Origin of the sequence: Streptomyces sp. NPDC097595, from assembly GCF_044761525.1 — a bacterium.
GTDB classification, from domain to species: domain Bacteria; phylum Actinomycetota; class Actinomycetes; order Streptomycetales; family Streptomycetaceae; genus Streptomyces; species Streptomyces drozdowiczii_A.
The window spans coordinates 13296-33193 of the sequence record NZ_JBIWCN010000035.1; the positions used below are offsets into that span (position 1 = coordinate 13296).

General features: G+C 72.1%; 17 protein-coding genes. 8 read left to right on the plus strand and 9 right to left on the minus strand.

The features are described from left to right. Window positions 1-30: 30 nt before the first annotated feature. A complete protein-coding gene (gene manD / locus ACIQZN_RS34670; protein ID WP_404002660.1) occupies window positions 31-1245 on the minus strand; it encodes a D-mannonate dehydratase ManD in 1215 nt (404 codons plus the stop codon). An 81-nt stretch (window positions 1246-1326) separates the two neighbouring features. Here manD and ACIQZN_RS34675 point away from each other — a divergent pair, with 81 nt between their 5' ends. Beyond that, window positions 1327-2529, plus strand: coding sequence for an MFS transporter (locus ACIQZN_RS34675; protein WP_404002686.1), 1203 nt, complete (start codon window positions 1327-1329; stop codon window positions 2527-2529). Window positions 2530-2644: 115 nt separating this feature from the next. Then, window positions 2645-3046 (plus strand): hypothetical protein, encoded by a 402-nt coding sequence (locus ACIQZN_RS34680; protein ID WP_404002662.1) that lies wholly within the window; start codon window positions 2645-2647, stop codon window positions 3044-3046. A 6-nt stretch (window positions 3047-3052) separates the two neighbouring features. Here ACIQZN_RS34680 and ACIQZN_RS34685 read toward each other — a convergent pair whose 3' ends face one another. Next, on the minus strand, window positions 3053-5434 hold the full coding sequence (locus tag ACIQZN_RS34685) for a glycoside hydrolase family 9 protein (protein ID WP_404002664.1): 2382 nt from the start codon (window positions 5432-5434) through the stop codon (window positions 3053-3055). A 298-nt stretch (window positions 5435-5732) separates the two neighbouring features. On the opposite strand from ACIQZN_RS34685, the gene ACIQZN_RS34690 reads away from it, so the two are divergent. From ACIQZN_RS34690 to ACIQZN_RS34705, 4 genes are read left to right on the plus strand one after another with little or no spacing between them, the layout of a single operon-like run. Further along, window positions 5733-7199, plus strand: a complete 1467-nt coding sequence (locus tag ACIQZN_RS34690; protein ID WP_404002666.1) for an APC family permease — start codon at window positions 5733-5735, stop codon at window positions 7197-7199. After that, window positions 7196-7633: a hypothetical protein gene (locus ACIQZN_RS34695; protein WP_404002668.1), complete on the plus strand. Its 438-nt coding sequence runs from the start codon at window positions 7196-7198 to the stop codon at window positions 7631-7633. Before ACIQZN_RS34690 ends, ACIQZN_RS34695 begins: the two co-directional genes overlap by 4 nt. After that, a complete protein-coding gene (locus ACIQZN_RS34700; protein ID WP_404002670.1) occupies window positions 7633-8994 on the plus strand; it encodes a dipeptidase in 1362 nt (453 codons plus the stop codon). Before ACIQZN_RS34695 ends, ACIQZN_RS34700 begins: the two co-directional genes overlap by 1 nt. A 5-nt stretch (window positions 8995-8999) precedes the next feature. After that, entirely contained in the window at window positions 9000-10250 is a 1251-nt protein-coding gene (locus ACIQZN_RS34705; protein ID WP_404002672.1) for a threonine/serine exporter ThrE family protein, read from the plus strand. A 28-nt stretch (window positions 10251-10278) separates the two neighbouring features. Here ACIQZN_RS34705 and ACIQZN_RS34710 read toward each other — a convergent pair whose 3' ends face one another. After that, window positions 10279-12114, minus strand: a complete 1836-nt coding sequence (locus ACIQZN_RS34710) for a SpoIIE family protein phosphatase (RefSeq protein WP_404002674.1) — start codon at window positions 12112-12114, stop codon at window positions 10279-10281. 207 nt (window positions 12115-12321) lie between these two features. After that, complete coding sequence (locus ACIQZN_RS34715; RefSeq protein ID WP_404002688.1) at window positions 12322-12483, minus strand: hypothetical protein; 162 nt, start codon at window positions 12481-12483, stop codon at window positions 12322-12324. Between the two features lie 201 nt (window positions 12484-12684). Between ACIQZN_RS34715 and ACIQZN_RS34720 the strand changes: the two genes are divergently transcribed. After that, complete coding sequence (locus ACIQZN_RS34720) at window positions 12685-14586, plus strand: ABC transporter ATP-binding protein (protein WP_404002675.1); 1902 nt, start codon at window positions 12685-12687, stop codon at window positions 14584-14586. A 51-nt stretch (window positions 14587-14637) separates the two neighbouring features. On the opposite strand, the gene ACIQZN_RS34725 is transcribed toward ACIQZN_RS34720, so the two are convergent. Beyond that, a complete protein-coding gene (locus tag ACIQZN_RS34725; RefSeq protein WP_404002676.1) occupies window positions 14638-15453 on the minus strand; it encodes a PepSY domain-containing protein in 816 nt (271 codons plus the stop codon). A gap of 201 nt (window positions 15454-15654) precedes the next feature. On the opposite strand from ACIQZN_RS34725, the gene ACIQZN_RS34730 reads away from it, so the two are divergent. After that, window positions 15655-15963, plus strand: coding sequence for a hypothetical protein (locus ACIQZN_RS34730; RefSeq protein ID WP_404002678.1), 309 nt, complete (start codon window positions 15655-15657; stop codon window positions 15961-15963). Between the two features lie 58 nt (window positions 15964-16021). Here the strand turns inward: ACIQZN_RS34730 and ACIQZN_RS34735 are convergent, their stop codons facing one another. The 4 genes from ACIQZN_RS34735 to ACIQZN_RS34750 form a co-directional block, all read right to left on the minus strand. After that, a complete protein-coding gene (locus ACIQZN_RS34735; protein WP_026171777.1) occupies window positions 16022-16216 on the minus strand; it encodes a hypothetical protein in 195 nt (64 codons plus the stop codon). A gap of 185 nt (window positions 16217-16401) precedes the next feature. After that, a complete protein-coding gene (locus tag ACIQZN_RS34740; protein WP_404002680.1) occupies window positions 16402-17532 on the minus strand; it encodes an acyl-CoA dehydrogenase family protein in 1131 nt (376 codons plus the stop codon). Next, on the minus strand, window positions 17529-18716 hold the full coding sequence (locus tag ACIQZN_RS34745) for an acyl-CoA dehydrogenase family protein (protein ID WP_404002682.1): 1188 nt from the start codon (window positions 18714-18716) through the stop codon (window positions 17529-17531). Before ACIQZN_RS34745 ends, ACIQZN_RS34740 begins: the two co-directional genes overlap by 4 nt. Further along, on the minus strand, window positions 18713-19681 hold the full coding sequence (locus tag ACIQZN_RS34750; RefSeq protein WP_404002684.1) for an NADPH:quinone oxidoreductase family protein: 969 nt from the start codon (window positions 19679-19681) through the stop codon (window positions 18713-18715). Before ACIQZN_RS34750 ends, ACIQZN_RS34745 begins: the two co-directional genes overlap by 4 nt. Between the last annotated feature and the right edge of the window lie 217 nt (window positions 19682-19898).

Genomic DNA, 19898 nt, shown 5'->3' on the forward strand with positions numbered 1-19898 from the left:
GTCCCGGGCACCCGGGACCCCGACGAACGCTCACCAGTCGTGGACGGTGCCGTCCCGCAGCCGGTTCACGGGCAGATAGGTCTGCTCGTACGGATGGGCCGCCGCGAGCTCCTCGTCCAGCTCCACGCCGATTCCGGGCGCCTCGCCGGGGTGCAGGAAGCCGTCGGTGAAGGTGTACGCGTGCCGGAACACCTCCTCGGTGAGGGCGTTGTGGCCCGAGTACTCCTGGATGCCGAAGTTGTGCACGGCGAAGCCGAGGTGGACGGCGGCGGCCATCCCGACCGGGGAGATGTCCTCCGGCCCGTGGATCGCGCTCTTGATCTGGTACTGGGCGGCGAAGTCGAAGAGCTTGCGCAGCGGGGTGACCCCGCCGAAGTGGGTGACCGCGCTGCGCACGTAGTCGATCAGCTGCTCGGTGATCAGTGTCTGGTAGTCGTACACCGTGTTGAAAACCTCGCCGATCGCCAGCGGCGTGGTGGTGTGCCGGCGTACGAGCCGCAGCGCCTCCTGGTTCTCGGTGGGGGTGCAGTCCTCCAGCCAGAACGGGCGGTACGGCTCCAGGTCCTTGCCGAGGCGGGCCGCCTGAATGGGCGTGAGGCGGTGGTGCGCGTCGTGGAGCAGCGGTATCCCGGCGCCGAACTCCGCGCGTACCGCCTCGAACACGGCGGGGGTGTGGCGCAGGTAGGCGTCCGTGTCCCAGTCCTCGACCAGGGGCCGGGCCTGCTGGTGGAGGACGCGCTCGCCCTGCTCGTCGGTGGTGTGCACGCCGTAGACGGCCTTGAGGCCGGGGATGCCCGTCTGGATGCGGACGGCGGGGTAGCCCTCGGCCAGCCGCTGCCGTACGGAGTCGAGGAGCTCGGGGATGTCGCGGCCGTTTGCGTGGCCGTAGGTGGCGAGGCGGTCCCGGGACGCGCCGCCGAGCAGCTGGTAGAGCGGCAGCCCGGCGGCCTTCGCCTTGATGTCCCACAGGGCGACGTCGACGGCGGCGATCGCGGCCATCGTGACCGGGCCGCGCCGCCAGTACGCGCCCCGGTAGAGGTACTGCCAGGTGTCCTCGATCCGGTGCGGGTCCAGGCCGGTCAGCAGGGGCGCCACATGGTCGGTGAGGTAGCTGACGACGGCGAGTTCCCGGCCGTTGAGCGTGGCGTCGCCGAGACCGGTGATGCCTTCGTCCGTCGTCAGTTTCAGCGTCACGAAGTTGCGGCCGGGGCTGGTGACGACGACCTGCGCGTCGGCGATCCTCATGGTGGCTCTCTTTCGGGCTGCGGCGGGCCGCCGCCCGTCGCCCTGACCGGGGGCATCCCGCTGCATAGAGTGGCGTGCGTGATGGTGCGTGAGGATACGGGACGGACGGGCGGGCGCCGCGCGGGCTACCTGGCAGCGGCGGTGGTCTTCGCCATCGGCATGGCCGGCACCACGCTTCCGACGCCGCTCTACGGGCTCTATCAGAAGGAGATCGGGTTCTCCGAGCTGATGGTGACCGTCGTCTTCGCGGTGTACGCGGTCGCGGTCATCTCCGTGCTCCTGGTGGCGGGCAACTACTCGGACAAGGTGGGCCGCAAGCCGGTGCTGCTGGCCGCCATGGCACTGTCCGCCGCGAGTGCGGGGTGCTTCCTGCTGGAGGGCGGGCTGCCCCTGCTCTTCGCCGGGCGGGTGCTGTCCGGCGGCGCGGCCGGGCTGCTGAGCGGCGCGGCGACGGCGGCGGTCATCGAGCTCGCGTCCCCGGGGCAGAAGGCACGCGCCGGGTTCGCCGCGACGGCCGCGAACATGGGCGGTCTGGGCTGCGGCCCGCTGCTCTCCGGTGTGCTGGCCGAGTACGCGCCCCGGCCGCTGTCCCTGCCGTTCTGGGTGCACCTGGGTCTGGTCGCCGTGGCGTGCCTCATCACGTGGCGGCTGGCGGAGACGGTGGCCGAGCCGCGGCGGTGGCCCCGGCTCGAACCGCAGGGTGTCAGGGTGCCCGCCGAGGTGAAGGGCGTGTTCGTGCCGGCCTCGCTGGCCGCCTTCGCCGGTTTCGCGCTGCTCGGCCTGTTCACGGCGGTCGCGCCCAGCTTCGCGGCCGAGACGCTGGACGTGCACAACCTGGCGGTGACGGGCGCGGTGGTGTTCTCGGTGTTCTGCGCCTCGACGATCGGGCAGTCGCTGGCCCCGCGCATCGGGGCGCGCCGGGCGCTGCCGCTGGGCTGCGGCGTGCTGATCGTGGGGCTGCTGCTGGTCGCGTCGTCGTTGCTGGCGAAGTCGCTGGTGCTGCTCGTCCTGGGCGCGGTCTGCGGGGGCATCGGGCAGGGGCTCGCCTTCCGGGCCGCGCTGACGCTCGTGAGCGAGGCGGCCCCCGCCGAGCACCGGGGCGGCACGATCTCGGCGTTCTTCGTCGTCGCCTACACCGGGATCTCCCTGCCGGTGGTGGGAGTGGGCGCGCTGGCGACCGCGGTGGGGCTGCGCGATGCCGGGCTGGTCTTCACGGGCTGCGTGATGGTGCTGGCGGCGGTGTCGGGGACGTACGCGGCACTCAGGACGCCGACCGCGGCGTGACGGGGGGCCTCGGACGGAACGGCCATATTCCCCCATTCGGGCTATATTTATGTCTTCGTAGCATTTCCCTTCACTGGGCTCGGGGATCCGTTCCAACAGGAGGAAGGTGCGTCCGATGACCGCTTCCACCCGAGTCCGCCGCCTGCTGGCCGGCGCCGCCGCGACCGGTCTGCTCGCCGGCGGAGCCGCCCTGGGGACCGCCGGGGCGGCGCAGGCCGCCCCGGCCCCCGCACCGGCCGCCGTATCCGCCGCGACCCACCACCACGGCCACTGCACCTGGCAGCAGGGCCACTGGCAGAAGCAGTGGGTCAAGGGCCACTGGACGAAGCAGTGGCACAAGGGCCACTACACCGACCACAAGGTCTGGCACCCCGGACACTACGACCGGCACGGGCACTGGAAGCCCGGTCACTGGACCCACCACACCCAGTGGGTCAAGGGCCACTGGACCAAGGTGTACGTCCCCGGCCACTGGGACACCCACTGGGTGAAGGGGCACTGGAGCTGCCCCAGGTGAGCGGTCTCAGTCGCACTCCTTCCCGTTCAGCGTGAAGGAGTCCGGGCCGGCGGCCGGCGCGCCGTTCGCCTGGAACCCGAACGAGGCGCTGCCGCCCGCCGGGACGGAGCCGTTGTGGCCGGCGTTCCTGACCGTGACCCGGGTGCCGCTCTGCGTGGCGGTCGCGTTCCACGCGTTGCTGACGCTTTCGGCGCCCTGGAAGTCGAAGGCCAGCTGCCAGCCGTCCAGCGGCGTCGACCCGGTGTTCTTCACCGTCACCTCGGCGGTGAAACCCGTGCCCCATGCCTGGCTGACCCGGTACGTGACGTGGCAGGCCCCCGGCTGGGGGTCGGGCGTGTCCGTCGGGTCGGGCGTCGGAGTGGGGTCGGGGGTGGTCGTCGGGTCGGGGGTGGTCGTCGGGTCGGGGGTGGTCGTCGGGTCGGGGTCCGGCCCGGGGTCCGCGCCGTCCGGGGCGCTCCCCCACTGGGGCGCCGAGCCCTCCAGGAGCACCATGCGCGGGGCGTCGACCGGCGTGCCGCCCGGGGTCGTCGCCGTCGACGGGTAGGACCAGTCGTTCGACGGGTCCCAGGCACCGGCCGAGCTGATCCGGAACTGCACCTCCTTGCGGTAGGCGGACTGGCCGGCCGGTGCGATGTCCGTACCCGAGCAGTCCACCGTCGCGTAGTAGACGTCGCCCGCCAGATGCGTGGGGCCCGTCACCTCGCCGCACTGGTTGTAGTTGGTGGTGAAGCTGATGTCGTCGGGTGCGACGCCGGGCTCCAGCGTGAAGTAGTACCGGACCGAGGCGTCGGTGAGCGCGCGGGCGGGCCAGGCGGACCGGTTGATCAGGTACGCCTTGATCTCGGTGAAGTTCGCTCCGGCCGCGTTCACCGACGCCTGGACGGACATCTCCGGCCCGTCCGGCGCCTCCGGCTGCGGGAAGTCCGTGAGCGGGCTCCCGCCGTACTCCGCGTAGAGCCGGGCCAGTGCCCCGGTGAAGGCGGCGTTGTAGTCGGTGGCGACCTCGTTGTTGACGTAGTTGCCGCGGTCGTCGGTGTACGAGTCGTCGGGAGCGCTCGGACCGCCCACCAGTGCCCCGTACAAGGTGTGCCGGCTCTCCACCGGGTTGGTCATCTGGTCGGTCCACGAGCCGTGGGCCGTGCGGTGGTGCGGCTTGGTCGGCGGGTTCTCGCCGAAGCCGACGACGTAGCTCGATCCGCGCGGGTTGTCGCCGAGGGCGTAGTCGATCTGACGGACCGCGAAGTCGTGGTAGCGGGCCTTGCGGGTGGCGTCACCGGTGAGCCAGTCGGAATAGCTCAGCGCGGCGAAGGCGGTGTTCGCGGCGTATCTGAGGGATCCCCAGCTGTCCAGCACCGCCTGGCCGCCGGGCGAGTAGGGCACCCGCTGCCCGTTGACGCCGACGGTCCACCAGTCCAGCCAGCGGTTCGCGTCGTCGATGTACTTCTGCTTGCCCGTCAGCTGGGCGAGCAGCACGTAGGCCCCGTAGGAGGTGTCGTCCCAGGAGAGCGTCCAGCGGTAGGACCGGGTGGTGGTCTGCGGCTCGGTGGAGAGGTTGTCGTAGTACGACTCGGCCTTGGCGAGGTACGCGGTGTCGCCGGTCGCCTTGTACAGCCAGATGGCACCCCAGACGAGCTCGTCGTTGTACCCGCTCCAGGAGTTGTAGTAACTCTGCGCGTCGGTGATGCAGTCGCTGTACTTGCCCCGGTAGGTGTCGGCGAAGGTGTACAGCTGCTTCGCGTGGGTGATCAGCTTCGCCGCGTACGCCGGGTCGCTGTCGGAGAACACCATCGACGAGGAGGCCAGCGCGGCGGCGGTCTGGCCCGCCAGGTCGCTGCCCGGGCAGGAGGCGTCGATCTTGTACGCCGGGCGCTTCATCGGCATCACCTCGGCGGGGCCCCACCACTTGTGGTCGTCGCCGCCGTTGCCGACCTGGCCGTACAGCACGTTGGGCGAGGGGTGGGCCTTCAGGAGGTAGTCGTCCACGAAGCGCAGGCTGTTCCGCAGGTACGGCAGCTGGCCCGACGCCTCGTAGGCCGCCCTCTGCTCCGTGCCGCCCCAGGCGAGCATGGTGGCCGAGTAGGCCATGGGAAGACCGAACTTCACATGGTCCCCGGCGTCGTACCAGCCGCCCGTCAGGTCCAGGCCGGCGTCCTTGCCGTCGTCCAGCGCGGAGTCGCCGCGCCAGGAGACGCGGTTGGTGTCGGGCAGCTTTCCGGACTGCTGGGCCTCGTAGAAGAGGACGGACTTCTGCAACGCCTCGCCGTAGTCGAACGCGGGGGCGGCCGCCGCGCCGGCCGGCAGGGACAGCGGGAGCAGCAGGCCGGCGCCGACGGCGAGCGCCAGGGCGACGGCTCCTAGCGGGCCTGGCCTTCGGGACCGCCTTCGCAAGGCGGGGAGGGTGAGCGAGCGCAACGGACTTTCCCTTCGTCACGTCGGTGGGGGTGCCGGGTGTGTGCGGGGGTGCGTGCGTGTCTGCCCCTCGGGGCGTGGGAGCGCTCCCAAGGGCGTTGCTCATGAAGCCAGTTCCCGGGAGGGCTGTCAACGGTTGCGGCACGCCCTCTTCACCCGACGACCACCCGCAGACGCCGCACCGGCCACCCGTTCGGGTGACCCCGCGCGCGAACGGGCGTGAAGCGGCCAAGGCTGGCGTTCTGAACGCACTGTGGCGTCGCGACCGGAGGTACAGATGAGCGCGATGGACATGCCGGCGGATCTGCCGAAGGATTCGGCACGCACCGCCGCCAGGGACCGGCCCGCAACGCCGAGGATCAGCTGGCTGACGCTCGCCCTGATGACGACGGCGTCGGTGGCGAGTCTGCGGGCCGCGCCGACGATGGCGGTCTACGGGCTGGCCTGTGTCTTCCTCTATCTCCTGCCGGCCGTCGTGTTCCTGCTGCCGACCGCGCTGGTCTCGGCCGAACTGGCATCGGGCTGGCCCGGCGGCGTCTACCGCTGGGTGAGCGAGGGGCTGTCCAAGCCGCTCGGATTCCTCGCCGTGTGGTGCCAGTTCGCGATGACGATCTTCTACTACCCGAGCCTGCTGGCGTTCGTGGCGTCCACGATCGCGTACGTCATCGATCCTTCGCTCGCGTCCAACGGCCTGTACACCGCGATCGTGATCATGGTGCTCTACTGGACCGGCGTCTGGGTCTCGTCCCGGGGCACCAAGGCCTTGGCCGGCCTGTCCTCCTGGGGACTCGTCATCGGGACGCTGATCCCCGGCACCGTGCTGGTCGTGCTCGGCATCGTCTTCCTCGGACAGGGGAACGGCTCCGCCGCGCCGATGACCTCGGCGCATCTGCTTCCGCAGTGGACGGGGCTCGCCAGCCTGGTGCTCATCGTCAACAACTTCCTGTCGTACTCCGGCATGGAGATGAACGCCGTGCACGTCTCTTCGCTGCGCGATCCGGCGAAGGAGTACCCGAAGTCGATGTTCCTGGCGATGGGTCTGGTGCTGCTGATCTTCATCCTGCCGGCGCTCGCGATCAGCTGGGTGGTGCCCGCCAGCCAGCTGAGCCTGACGGCCGGTGTGATGCAGGCGTTCGACGCGTTCTTCGCCCACTTCCACGTCGGCTGGATGACACCCATCGCAGCGGTGATGCTGGTGTCCGCGGCGCTCGGCGGGATGCTGACGTGGCTGGCCGGGCCGTCCAAGGGCCTGCTGGAGATCTCCCGCAGCGAGGGCTATCTGCCGCCCTATCTCCAGCGGCTCAACAAGAACGGCATCCAGCAGAACATCCTGGTCACCCAGGGCATCGTCACCACCGTCATCGCGCTGCTCTACGCGCTGATCCCGAACGTGTCGAGCGTCTACTGGATCTTCTCCACCATCACGACGCAGGTGTACCTCATCGTCTATCTGCTGATGTTCGTGGCGGCGGTACGGCTGCGGAAGACCCAGCCGGACCACCCGCGCGGCTACCGCGTGCCGGCGCTCGGCCTGCTGTGCGGGGTCGGCCTGCTGGCGTCGCTCGCGGCCCTGGCCATCGGCTTCGTGCCGCCCTCGCAGTTCGGCGGCGGCAGCGTCGGGGTGTACGTGGCCATCGTCGGTGGCGGGCTCGTCGTCCTCGGCCTGCTGATCCCATGGCTGTTCCTGAAACTGCGCAAACCCGGCTGGCGCACGGCGGCGGCCGGTGAGGAGGCCGCGTCATGAGCCCGACCCGCTTCGCCTCCGAGCACCGCTGGCTCTACATCGGCGCGATCGTCGTCCTGGTGGCGCTCGTGGTCGTCGGCATCATCCGGTACGAGAAGGTCAAGACGAACAACAAGGCGACGGAGAAGGCCGAGCAGCTGGCCGACGCGGCCGTGGCGGCCGGCTACCCCCGGCCCGATGTGGGCACCATCAAGCGCACCCTGGGCGACGACGGCGGCCAGGTCTGCGAGAAGCCCGGCTCCTCGCTCAAGTCCGCGCTGTGGAAGATGAACATCTCCAACGGCGCCACCGGCCCCGGCATGCGCCCCGTGATCGGCGACACCGAGGCGATCCGCGCGGAGGCGAAGATCCTGGAGATCTACTGCCCGGACAAGCTGGACAAGATCGAGGACAAGATCGCCGACCTCAAGACCGAGAACACAGTGAGGCGCTGATGGCCACCGACGAACTCGCCGGACGCATCTCCGGCCTGATGTCCCGCGCACGGACGGACCTGACCGAACTGGTCTCCATCCCCTCCGTGGCCGACCCCCGGCAGTATCCGCCCGAGGAGTGCGAGCGGGCCGCCCAGTGGGTGGCCGACGCCTTCACCGAGGCCGGACTCCAGGACGTACACCTGGCGAAGACCCCGGACGGCAGCAACGCGGTCATCGGGCACCGCCCGCCCCCACCCGGCGCGCCGACCGTACTGCTCTACTGCCACTACGACGTACAGCCCCCGCTGGACGACGACGCGTGGACCACGCCGCCCTTCACGCTGACCGAGCGCGACGGCCGCTGGTACGGGCGGGGCACGGCCGACTGCAAGGGCAACATCGTCATGCACCTCACCGCCCTGCGTGCGCTCGGCGACGACATTCCCGTCGGGCTGAGGTTTGTGGCCGAGGGTTCGGAGGAACAGGGCACCGGCGGTCTCGAAGAGTACGTGGCCGCGCACCCCGAGAAGTTCGCCGCCGACGCCCTGCTGGTCTGCGACACGGGGAACGCGGCCGTCGGCGTCGGCACCGCCACCACCTCCCTGCGCGGCGTGGTGAACGTCGTGGTCACCGTCGACACGCTGGCCGGCGAGGTGCACTCCGGGATGTTCGGCGGACCGGCTCCCGACGCACTGGCCGCGCTGATCCAGCTGCTTTCCACCCTGCGCGACCCCGAAACCGGCGCCACCCGCGTACGCGGCCTGGACGCCTCGGGCACCTGGGAGGGGGCGCGCTACGAAGAGGACCAGTTCCGCGAGGACGCCGGTGTCCTCGACGGCGTGCCCCTCACCGGGACAGGCACCGGCTCGGTGTCCGACCTTCTGTGGGCCCGCCCGGCCGTCACCGTCCTCGGTATCGACTGCCCGCCCGTGGTGGGCTCCTCCGCCTCGGTCCCGCCCACCGCCCGCGCGCGGGTGAGCCTGCGCATCCCGCCGGGCACCGACGCGGATGCCGCCCAGCGCGCGCTGACGGACCATCTGACCTGGGCATCCCCCTGGGGCGTACGGGTCGGGGTGGAGCCGGAGCAGTCCGGCGCGCCGTTCCGCGCGGCCACGGACGGTCCGGCGTACCGGGCGCTCGGCGAGGCGATGCAAACGGTGTACGGGAAGCCGATGGCGTACCTCGGCCAGGGCGGGTCCATCCCGCTCTGCAACGTCCTCGCGGACGCCTGCCCGTCGGCCGAGATCATCCTGATGGGCGTCGAAGAACCGCGGTGCCTCATCCACGCGCCCAACGAGAGCGTCGACCCCACGGAGATCGAGCACATGGCCCAGGTGGAGGCCCTCTTCCTCCATGCCTTCGCCCGCGCGCCGCGCTGAACGCGGTGACGGGAACGGAGCCCGTCAAGGAGGCCGACGGGCACGACGCCCTTGTCGGCTTCCTCGACGGGCTGACCCGGCTCCTCCTCGGGACCAGCGGCGAGGGGGCGGAGCAGGTCGAACGCTCCGTCACCTCAGCGGCCCGCGGCCTCGGCGGCACCGCGTCGGTGGCGGTGCTGCCCGACGCCGCCACGGTCGCCGTGACCTCGCACGGCCGCAGCTCGGCCATCGTGGTGCGCGCCTTCCCGGAGGTCTTCCGGATGGACCGGGTGGTGGCGCTCAAGCCGCTCCTGGACGAGGTGGCGGCGGGCCGGCTGGACGCCCGGAAGGCCGGCGACCGGCTCGCCGCGATCAGCCGCGCCGCTCCCCCGTACCCCTGGTGGGCGAAGCTGCTGGGGGTGGTGCTGTTCTCGGTGGGCTTCGCGCCGCTGATGCAGCCGACCTGGTACGAGGTCGGGAGCACGGCGGTCCTCGCCACGGTCGCGGCGTGCCTGGCCGTGGCGGCGGACCGGCTGCCCCGGCTGGCGAAGGTGCTGCCGCTGATCGCGGCGATGACCGTGTCGCTGCTCGCCCTGGAGGTGTTCGCCCGCTCCCCCGCGCACGGCGGCCCGGTGCTGCTGATGCTTCCGGCGCTGTTCTTCTTCGTCCCCGGTGACTACCTCAGCGCGGCGGCGGCCGAGCTCGCCGCCGGGTACCTCACGACCGGCGCGGTGCGCCTGGTGTACTCGGTCGCGCTCCTGGTCCAGCTCTATGTGGGCGTGATCCTGGGCCTGGTCATCACGGGCCGTCCGCGTCAGGACCTGTTCGACGTGGCGGCCGGGGCCGATCTGCCGCGCTGGGTGCTCTTCGCGAGCTGGGTCGTCTTCACCGTGGGCGCCCTGCTGGCCTTCGCCGTACCCGCCCGGCTGCTGGGCATGCTCCTGGTGCTCGTGTATCTGACGGTGGGTGTGCAGACGGGTCTTACGCGGCTGCTCGGTGACGTGGGCGGCACGTTCACGGCGGCGGTCGTGCTCGGCGCGGTCACGACCTGGCTGGCGCGCCGTCCTGGCCGCCCGCCGCGTCTGGTCCTGGTGCTGCCGGGATTCTTCACGCTGACGGTGGGCTCGCTCGGGATGCGGGGACTGACGGCCCTGGCGGGCGGGTACGCGATCGAGGGCTTCCGCGACCTCACGGAGCTGGTCACCCTCGTGACCGCGATCGGTACCGGGCTGCTTCTGGGTGCGGTGGTGGCGCAGCGCCCGGGCGAGAGCGCCTGACCCCGGGCCGGTCGCCGGCGTGCCGGTCTCAGATGGCCGGGATGTCCACGCCGTCGGCCGGTGCGGCCTCGTTCAGCGCGAACCAGGCGGTCTTCCCCTCCGGTTCGGGCCGTACGCCCCATTGGTCGGCGAGGATGTCCAGCAGCAGCAGGCCGCGGCCCGAGGAGGCGAGCTCGCCCGGAGTGCGCTGGTGGGGCAGTTCGTCGCCGCGGTCCATGACCTCGACCAGCAGCCGGCGGGTGCCGGTCTCCCCGGAGACGGTGGCGTTGAGGGCGCCGTCCTGGTCGGTGTGCACGAGGACGTTGCCGAGGAGTTCGGTCGCCAGGAGCACGGCGGTGTCCACCTGATCCGGGCGCGCCCAGTCGTGCAGCAGCGCCTTGAGCTCCGCGCGGGCCTCGGCCAGCCCCTCGCCCTGGTCCTGGCCCACGGTGAGCATCAGCCGGCGCTGGCTGATCTCGGCGCGGGCGTGGATGGCGTCGCGGCGGAGCAGCAGGAGGGCGATGTCGTCACCGTCGCGGGCGACGGCCTCCCCCCGGGCGCCGGGGCCGGGGTCGAGGACGGCCGCCATGAGCCGGTCGGCGATGCCCTCCAGGTCGTCCGCCGGTCCGGGCGAGAAGGCGTCGCGCACCCGCACCCAGCCGGTGTACATGTCGTGGCCGCCGTTCTCGATGAACCCGTCGGTGCACAGCATGAGGATCTCGCCCTCGTGCAGGCGCACGGTGTCGATGGGGTAGTCCTCCTCGCCGGGCATCAGTCCGAGCGGCAGCCCGCCGCTGACGTGCTTGAGCATGCAGGTGCCGTCCGGCATGCGCAGGACGGGGTGCGGGTGGCCCGCGCGGGCGATGTGCAGATCGCCGGTGGACGGGTCGGCCTCGATGTACAGGCAGGTCGCGAAGCGGTCCTCGTCCAGGGTGGTCAGGAAGCGGGAGGCGCGTGCCAGGACGGCGTCGGGGCCGTGCCCCTCGGCCGCGTACGCGTGCACGGCGGTACGCAGCTGGGCCATGAGCCCCGCGGCGTGCACGTCGTGTCCCTGGACGTCGCCGATCACGACGGCCATCCGGCCGTTCGGCAGGTCGATGCTGTCGTACCAGTCGCCGCCGACCATGAGACCGCCGCCGGTCGGCACGTAGCGGGTGGCGACGCTGAGCCCGGTCAGGGCCGCGCCCGCGGTGTGCATGCTGCGGCGCAGGCCCCGGGAGAGTTCCAGTTCGGCGCGGCTGGCCCGGGCGCGTTCGAGGACCTGGGCGATCATGCGTCCGGTGACGGTGAGCAGGGCGCGCTCGCTCGCCGTGAAGTCCAGGGGGGTGCGGAAGGCGGCCAGCCAGACCCCGACGACCCGGCCGGCGGTGACCAGGGGCAGGAAGGCCCACGCCTCGCGGCCCTTGCGCGCGGACAGGTGCCAGGTCGCGGGGAAGCGGCGCTGGTACTCCTCCGGGGAGGCCAGGTAGACGGCGCGCCCGGTCCTGGCCACCTCGGCGGCCGGGTAGCCGGTGTTCATGGGCATGCGGAACGCGCGGCCCGCGCCGCCGGGCCGGAATCCGTACTGTCCGAGAGCGGTGAGGTTGCCCTCGGCGATGCCGAAGACGCACTGGCCGTCCAGCGGGAAATCGGGGGCGTACAGGCCGGCGGCGAGTCGCAGCGCCTCGTCGAGGGTGTCGGCGGCGGCGACCGCGTGTCCGGCCGAGAGCAGCAGGGAGTCGCGGCGTCTGGCCTCTTCCGGCGTGCCGTCGCCCCGGGTCCCGTGGTCGGGTCCCGGGGGGAGGGCCGGGTCGGGGCCCGGCGCCTGCATCCGGTTCAGCGCCTCGATCTGGCCCAGCTCGGCCTCGAACGCGTCGGTCGGTGGCTCATGCCGTTCACCACCCATCCGGCTTTCCCTTCGTCCCGATGTCGTCGGCGACTGTTCGTTCCATGCTCCGACGGGAGAGCCGGGTCCGCAGTGCGAGACGGCACCGCACCGCCGCCGGAGTATGCCGGGGGGCTAGTACGGGCGGGCCGTCCGCGCGGGCCGGCCGGGGGCACCGGCGGGTCGGGAAGCGCTCGGACGTAGGCCCTGGCCGGGACGGTTCGTGGGCTAGCGGTACGCCGGTGACCTGCGGATATCGCTGAAGTCGATGGCCCGGTCGGCCTCCCGGATGGTCTCTTCAGCCACCCGGCGCACCTCTGCCATCACATCCCCGTGCTCCTCCACGAGCCCGGCGTAGATCGGTGCGTCGGAACTGTCTGTGAAACTCACGTCGAACTGCCTCAATCGGTCGTGTCTGCCGTGGTCCGGCCGGAAACAGGGGCCGATTCTACGCAGGTCCGGTGCCGGGTCCGCACGGGGCACCGCACGTTTGACCTCAAGTTCGCTTGAGCTTCTAGCGTTCTTCTCACACCCCCGGTCCGCACGGGCCGCCGGGGCCGTACCGATCCGTTCTGCCCCGGAGGCACCCGTATGAGCATGGAAGTGACCGCGTGGTCGTCGCTGCACAGCACGATCAACGCGCAAGCGGACCGCCGCCCCTTCTCCCGGGCCACCGTGCGCCGGATCGCCTCGTTCGCCGGGCCGCGCCGCCGGAAGATCTACCAGTTCCTGCTGCTCAGCGTGGTCACGGCGGTGCTGGCCGTGGCCACCCCGATGCTGGCGGGCCGGGTGGTCGACGCGATCGTGGAGGGCAAGGAGAGCGGCACGGTCGTCCGGCTCGCCCTGCTGATCGCGGTGATCGCCGTGGCTGAGGCCGGGCTCGGACTGCTCACCCGGCTGCTGTCGGCCACGCTGGGTGAGGGGCTGATCCTGGACCTGCGGTCGGCCGTCTTCGACCATGTGCAGCGGATGCCGGTCGCCTTCTTCACCCGGACCCGGACCGGGGCGCTGGTGAGCCGGCTCAACAACGACGTCATCGGCGCGCAGCGGGCGTTCAGCAACACCCTGTCCGGGGTCGTCTCCAATGTGGTGACGCTGGTGCTGACGCTCGCCGTGATGCTGACGATCTCCTGGCGGATCACGCTGCTCGCGCTCGTACTGCTGCCGGTGTTCGTCGTGCCGGCCCGGCGGATGGGCTCGCGGATGGCGCGCATGCAGCGTGAGGCGGCCGCGCACAACGCGGCGATGAGCACGCAGATGACCGAGCGGTTCTCGGCGCCCGGCGCGACCCTGGTGAAGCTCTTCGGCCGGCCCGCCGACGAGTCCGCCGAGTTCGCGGCGCGGGCGGGGCGCGTACGGGACATCGGCATCCGCACGGCGATGGCGCAGTCCACGTTCATCACGGCGCTGACCCTGGTGTCCGCCCTTGCCCTGGCCCTCGTCTACGGGCTGGGCGGTTACTACGCGCTGCACGGCAGCCTGGAGCCGGGCGCGGTCGTGACGCTGGCGCTGCTGCTCACCCGGCTCTACGCCCCGCTGACGGCGCTGGCGGGCGCCCGGGTCGAGGTGATGAGCGCGCTGGTGAGCTTCGAGCGGGTCTTCGAGATCCTGGATCTGAAGCCGCTGATCGCCGAGAAGCCGGGCGCCCGTACGGTGCCCGAGGGGCCGGTGTCCGTGGAGTTCGACGGGGTCTCCTTCGGCTACCCGTCCGCCGACAAGGTGTCGCTGGCCTCGCTGGAGGAGGTCGCGACGCTGGACTCCCGGGGCGGCACACGGGTGCTGCACGATGTCTCGTTCCGGGCCGAGCCCGGCCGGATGGTCGCCCTGGTCGGCTCGTCGGGCGCCGGCAAGTCGACGATCGCCCAGTTGCTGCCCCGGCTCTACGACACCGATGAGGGCGCGGTGCGGCTGAACGGCGTCGACGTACGCGATCTGACCGCCGAGTCGATCCGTGACACGCTCGGCATGGTCACCCAGGACGGGCATCTCTTCCACGAGTCGGTGCGCGCCAACCTCCTGCTGGCCCGGCCCTCCGCCACCGAGGACGAGATCTGGGACGCGCTGCGGCGCTCCCGGCTCGACGGCCTGGTGGCCTCGCTGCCGGACGGGCTCGACACGGTCGTCGGCGAGCGCGGCTACCGGCTCTCCGGCGGTGAGCGCCAGCGGCTGACGATCGCCCGGCTGCTGCTGGCCGGGCAGCGGGTGGTCATCCTGGACGAGGCGACCGCGCACCTCGACTCCACGTCCGAGGCGGTCGTGCAGGAGGCCCTGGCCGAGGCGCTGGAGGGGCGCACCGCCCTGGTGATCGCGCACCGCCTCTCGACGGTGCGGGCCGCCGATCTGATCCTGGTCGTGGAGGAGGGCCGGGTCGTGGAGCGGGGTACGCACACCGCGCTGCTGGCGGCCGGGGGCCGGTACGAGGAGTTGTACCGGACGCAGTTCGCCGCGCCGGACGCGGCGGGCGAGCAGCAGGAGCCCGTGCGGTCCGCCTGACGCGAGCGCCCCCGGTCCGTGCGGACCGGGGGCGCTCGGCGCGTGGGGTGCTCAGTCGTTGTCGGTCTCCTGGTGGGTGACGGAGCCGTTCGACGCGTCGATGTCGAAGGTCGTCTTCTTCCAGTCCTTCGTCACGACGTCGGTCTTCCAGACGAGCGTGCCCTGGTCGTTGTCGTCCAGGTCGAGGGCGGTCACCGTGCCCTGCTGCTTCGCGAGGGCGGCCTTCGCCGCCTGCTGCGGGGTCTGCTTGGCCTGGGTGATCCGCTTGGCCGTCTTGGCCTTGTCCGAGGTGCTCTGGTCGCTGTCCTCGGCCGAGCTGAGGACCTTGCCGGAGACGGCGTCGATGTGAACCTTGTGCTTGGTCCCGGTCCTGGCGGCGACGGTCGCGACCCACTGCGGGGCACCGGCCGCGGCGCTGCCCGTCGGCGAGGGGCTGCCGGTGGGGCTGCCGGTGGGCGAGGGGCTGCCCGTCGGAGAAGGGCTGGGGCTCTCGTCGTCGTCGGCCGCGTCCTCGGCGGTCTTGAGTTCGAGATCGACGAGCTTGCCGCCCTTGACCTCGCCCTCGGCCGTGGTGACGGCCTTGTCATAGGTGACCTTGGTGGCGGAGATCAGGTCCTTGCGTTCCTGCTGGTCCTCCGTCATCTGGCCGGGCGAGGCGCTCTCGCTCCCGCTGGGGGACGGACTCTTCGTGGCCTCGGGCACGGCGCGGGCCGCCTCCGAGGTCTTCGTGCTCGCGGAGGTGCTGCCGCTGTCCTGGCCGCAGCCGGTCAGCAGGGCGGCGGTGAGCACGACGCAGGCGACGCCGGCGGCGCGTACGCGGTGGGCACGGAGGAATCCGGTGTTCTTGGAGGGGGAGTCACATGTCATGCCCGCATGCTTAACCGCCGCGCGGCTCCGGCATGTGGAATGACCGGGCAGTGTCACCCGATCGACCGCCATCCCGTTCCGGTGCCGCGTGTCGCCGGGGTTCGGGGGGATTTCGTGCACGGCGGGCGAAGATGCGACGACCGTCCGAATTCCCTGGTCACGCGGGTCGCGATCCGGCGGCTTTGGTGCGAGCCTGAAAGCATGACCTGGGCGTCCTGGACAACACGCGGAGTGTATTCGGGGCACGGCGGCGTGCTCACCGAGGAGGTCGGGCCGCTGTCCGGTGACCTGACCATCCACACCACTTGGGCCGAGGGCACGGCACAGATCACCGTGCAGTACACCGATGCGGCCGACTGGTTCACCATGGCGGGCAGCCCCGTGCCCTGTCCGTCGGAGGAAGCGAGCCGCGCACTGCACGCGGCCGCCGTGGAGGCGGTCCGGCAGGGCTCGGCGGCGACGGTCCCCGTAATGCAACCCGGCCCCGAACAGGCCGCGGGCTCGGAGTGACCGGTGGCCGGTCCCGTACGGATACGGGACCGGCCACCGAGATCTGCCGCGCGAGCGGTCAGGGGCGGATGCCACTGACCACGTCGGCGGTGGCCGTGATGCCGTCCTGGATCGTGGGGGCCATGCTGGTGCCCGCGAGGAGGAATCCGAGCATGCCGCACACCAGCGCGTGCGAGAGCTTCATTCCGCCGTTGCGGAGGAAGACCACCGCGAGAATCAGCAGAAGCAGCACCACTGAGATCGAAATTGCCATGGCCAACCTCCTCCGCCGCGCCTGATTTGCGGCATTCGGCGTCAGTGTGGCGCAGCCTCCGGGCGGTCCGGCGCATCGGCGTGTCCGCCAAACGGGTAGGGCTTGGGTCGAGGCCGCCGAAGCGGGGAAGAGGAGTGGATCGCGCAGGGGGCGCGGGGTGTTCCCGCGCCCCCTGCGGCGAAACCTCAGGGCGCCGGCAGCTCCATGAGCGCGGCGACGGTGTCCCGGTGGCGTCCCGCCGTGCCGTACGCGGTGGCGTCGGCCTTGGCCCGCTTCAGGTAGAGGTGCGCGGGGTGCTCCCACGTCATCCCGATCCCGCCGTGCAGCTGCACGCACTCCTCGGCGGCGTGGACCGCGACCTTCGAGCAGTACGCCTGCGCGACGGCCACGGCCAACGGCGTGTCGGGGCTGCCGGTGGCGAGGGCGTCGGCGGCGTTCCGCGCGGCGGCCCGGGCCGAGACGACCTCCAGCCAGAGCTGCGCCATGCGGTGCTTGAGCGCCTGGAAGGAGCCGATGGGCCGGTTGAACTGGTGGCGCTCCCGGGTGTGTCGCACCGTCTCGGTGAGGCACCACTCGGCGAGTCCCAGTTGTTCGGAGGCGAGCAGTCCGGCACCGGCGAGCAGCCCCCGGTCCACCGCGCGCCCTCCGGCCCCGGCGTCCGCGAGGCGGGTGCCGGTGGCGCCGTCGAGCGTGACGGTGGCGAGCGGGCGGGTGAGGTCGAGCGCGACGAGCGGTTCGACGCGCACGCCGGGCGCGTCGGTGGCGACCGCGTACAGGCCGTCGGCGGTGGGGACCAGGAGCACGTCGGCCACGGCCGCGTCGGCGACGGGGCCGAGCGTCCCGTCCAGGGAACCGTTCACCGCCGAGGCGTGCCCGCCCACCGGGTCGGCCGAAGCGGCCGCGAACGGCACGGCCACCACCGCGACCTGGCGCCCCTCGGCGAGCCCGGTGAGGAGTTCCGCGGCCGGCCCGTCCTGCGCGCCGAGCGCCAGCAGCGCCTCGGTGGCGACGACGGAGCTGGTCAGGAACGGCGCGGCCGCGACGCTGCGGCCCAGCTCCTCCAGGACGACGGCGGCCTCGCGGTGCGTGGCGCCCTGGCCGCCCAGCTCCTCGGGCACGAGGAGTCCGGCGGCCCCGATGCCGGTGGCGAGCGCCTTCCACAGCTGCGGGTCGTACGGCGTGTCGGACTCGGTGCGGGCGATCACGGACGGCGCGTCGGCGCGGTCGGCCAGCAGGGAGCGGACGGCGGCGCGCAGGTCCTCCTCGGTCTCGGAGTAGAGGAGGTCGGGCGCCTGGCCTTCGGTCTGTGCGGTCATCGGGAGAGGTCCTTCCAGGCGACGTCCTTGTCGTTGCGGGGCTCGGAGGGCAGTCCGAGTACGCGCTCGGCGACGATGTTGAGCAGCACCTCGCTCGTACCGCCCTCGATGGAGTTGCCCTTGGAGCGGAGGTAGCGGTAGCCCGCGTCGCGGCCGGTGAAGTCGACCAGTTCGGGCCGCCGCATGGTCCAGTCGCTGTACAGCAGGCCCTCGTCGCCGAGGAGTTCGACTTCGAGGCCGCTGATCTCCTGGTTGAGCCGGGCGAAGGCGAGCTTCATCCCGGAGCCCTCGGGGCCGGGCTGCCCGGCGACGAGCTGCTGGCGCAGGCGCTCACCGGTGAGCCGGGCGACCTCCGCCTCGACCCACAGGGTGAGCAGGCGCTGGTGCAGGTCGTGGGTACGCAGTTCGGGCCGTTCGCGCCAGGTCCTGGCGACCGGGCCGATCATGCCGCCCTCGCGGGGGATGCGGGAGCCGCCGATGGAGACGCGCTCGTTCATGAGGGTGGTCTGGGCGACCTTCCAGCCCTCGCCGACGGGTCCGAGCCGGTGGCTGTCGGGGATGCGCACCCCGGTGAGGAAGACCTCGTTGAACTCGGCCTCGCCGGTGATCTGACGGAGCGGCCGGACCTCGACGCCGGGGTCGGTCATGTCGCAGATGAAGTAGCTGATCCCGCGGTGCTTGGGCAGGTCGGGGTCGGTGCGGGCGATGAGGATCGCCCAGCGCGCGAGGTGGGCGCTGGAGGTCCACACCTTCTGCCCGTCGACCACCCAGTCCTCGCCGTCACGCACGGCGCGGGTACCGAGGGCGGCGAGGTCGGAGCCCGCGCCCGGTTCGCTGAAGAGCTGGCACCAGACCTCCTCCCCCACCCACAGGGGCCGCAGGAACCGCTGCTTCTGCTCGTCGGTGCCGAAACCGAGGATGGTCGGGGCAGCCATGCCGAGGCCGATGCCGATGCGGCGCGGGTCGTTGTCGGGCGCGTTCGCGGCGGCGAGCTCGGCGTCGACCACGGGCTGGAGGGAGCGCGGGGCGTCCAGGCCGCCGAGCCCGGCCGGGTAGTGCACCCAGGCGAGTCCGGCGTCGAAGCGGGCCTTGAGGAAGTCGGTGCGCTCGGTGGTCGCCGGAGGGTGCGCGGCGAGCAGTTCGCGGGTGCGGCGGCGCAGTTCGGCGGCGTCGGGTGCGGTCATCGGGCGGCTCCTGACGGGAGAACGACGATGCGGCCGGTGCTGGTGCCGTCGGCGACGCGCTGGACGGCGGCCGCCGCCTCGCCCATCGCGACCCGCTCGCTGATCAGCGGCTTGATGGCGCCTTCAGCGGCGAGCCGGGTCAGCTCCCGGTGGCAGTCGCGTACGGCCTGCGGGTCCTTGGTGTTGTAGAGGCCCCAGTGGAGGCCGAGGACGGAGTAGTTCTTCACGAGGGCGTGGTTGAGCCCGGGGGTGGGAATCGTCCCGGAGGCGAAGCCGACGACGACGATGCGCCCCTCGAAGGCGATGCACTTCACGGACTTGGCATACGCGTCGCCGCCGACCGGGTCGTAGACGACGTCGGCGCCCCGGCCGCCGGTGAACTCCTTGACCGCCGCGACGATGTCCTCGGTGCGCCGGTCGATGACCAGGTCGCAGCCGAGCGCGGCGGCGGCCTTCGCCTTCTCCGGCCCGCCGACGACGCCGATGACGGTGGCGCCTGCGGCCTTGCCGAGCTGGACGGCGGCGCTGCCGACCCCGCCGGCGGCGGCGTGCACGAGCAGGGTCTCCCCCGCCTTCAGCCGGGCGCGCCGGTGGAGCCCGAACCAGCCGGTCTGGTAGCCGATGTGCAGGGCCGCGGCCTCCGCGTCGTCCAGGGATTCCGGGGCGTCCAGCAGAGCGGCCTCGTCGGCGACGACGTACTGGGCGAGGCCGCCGTGCGGCAGGGCGGGGGTCGCGAGCACCCGGCGCCCGTCCTGGGTGCGGCCGCAGATCTCGACGCCCGGGGTGAACGGCAGCGGGGGCCGCACCTGGTACTGGCCTCGGCACAGCAGCGCGTCGGGGAAGTTGATGTTCGCCGCGAGCACCTCGACCAGCACCTGCCCGTCGCCGGGCACCGGCCGGTCCGTCTCCTCCAGCTCCATCACCTCGCTCGGCTCGCCGTTCCGGTGCACTCGCCATGCCTGCATGAGGGGCCTCCACAACACTGTCGGCATTACCACTGCTCCGGCGCATACTAAGCGGTCGCTTGCCTCCGTGGGAACAACCTGCGGGACAACCTTCGGAACAACGGTCCCGAACACGGCCGTGGGGGGGGGGGGGGGGGGGGGGGGGGGGGGGGGGGGGGGGGGGGGGGCGGGGGGGCGGGGGGGGGGGCCCCCCCCCCCCCCCCCCCCGCCGCGCCGG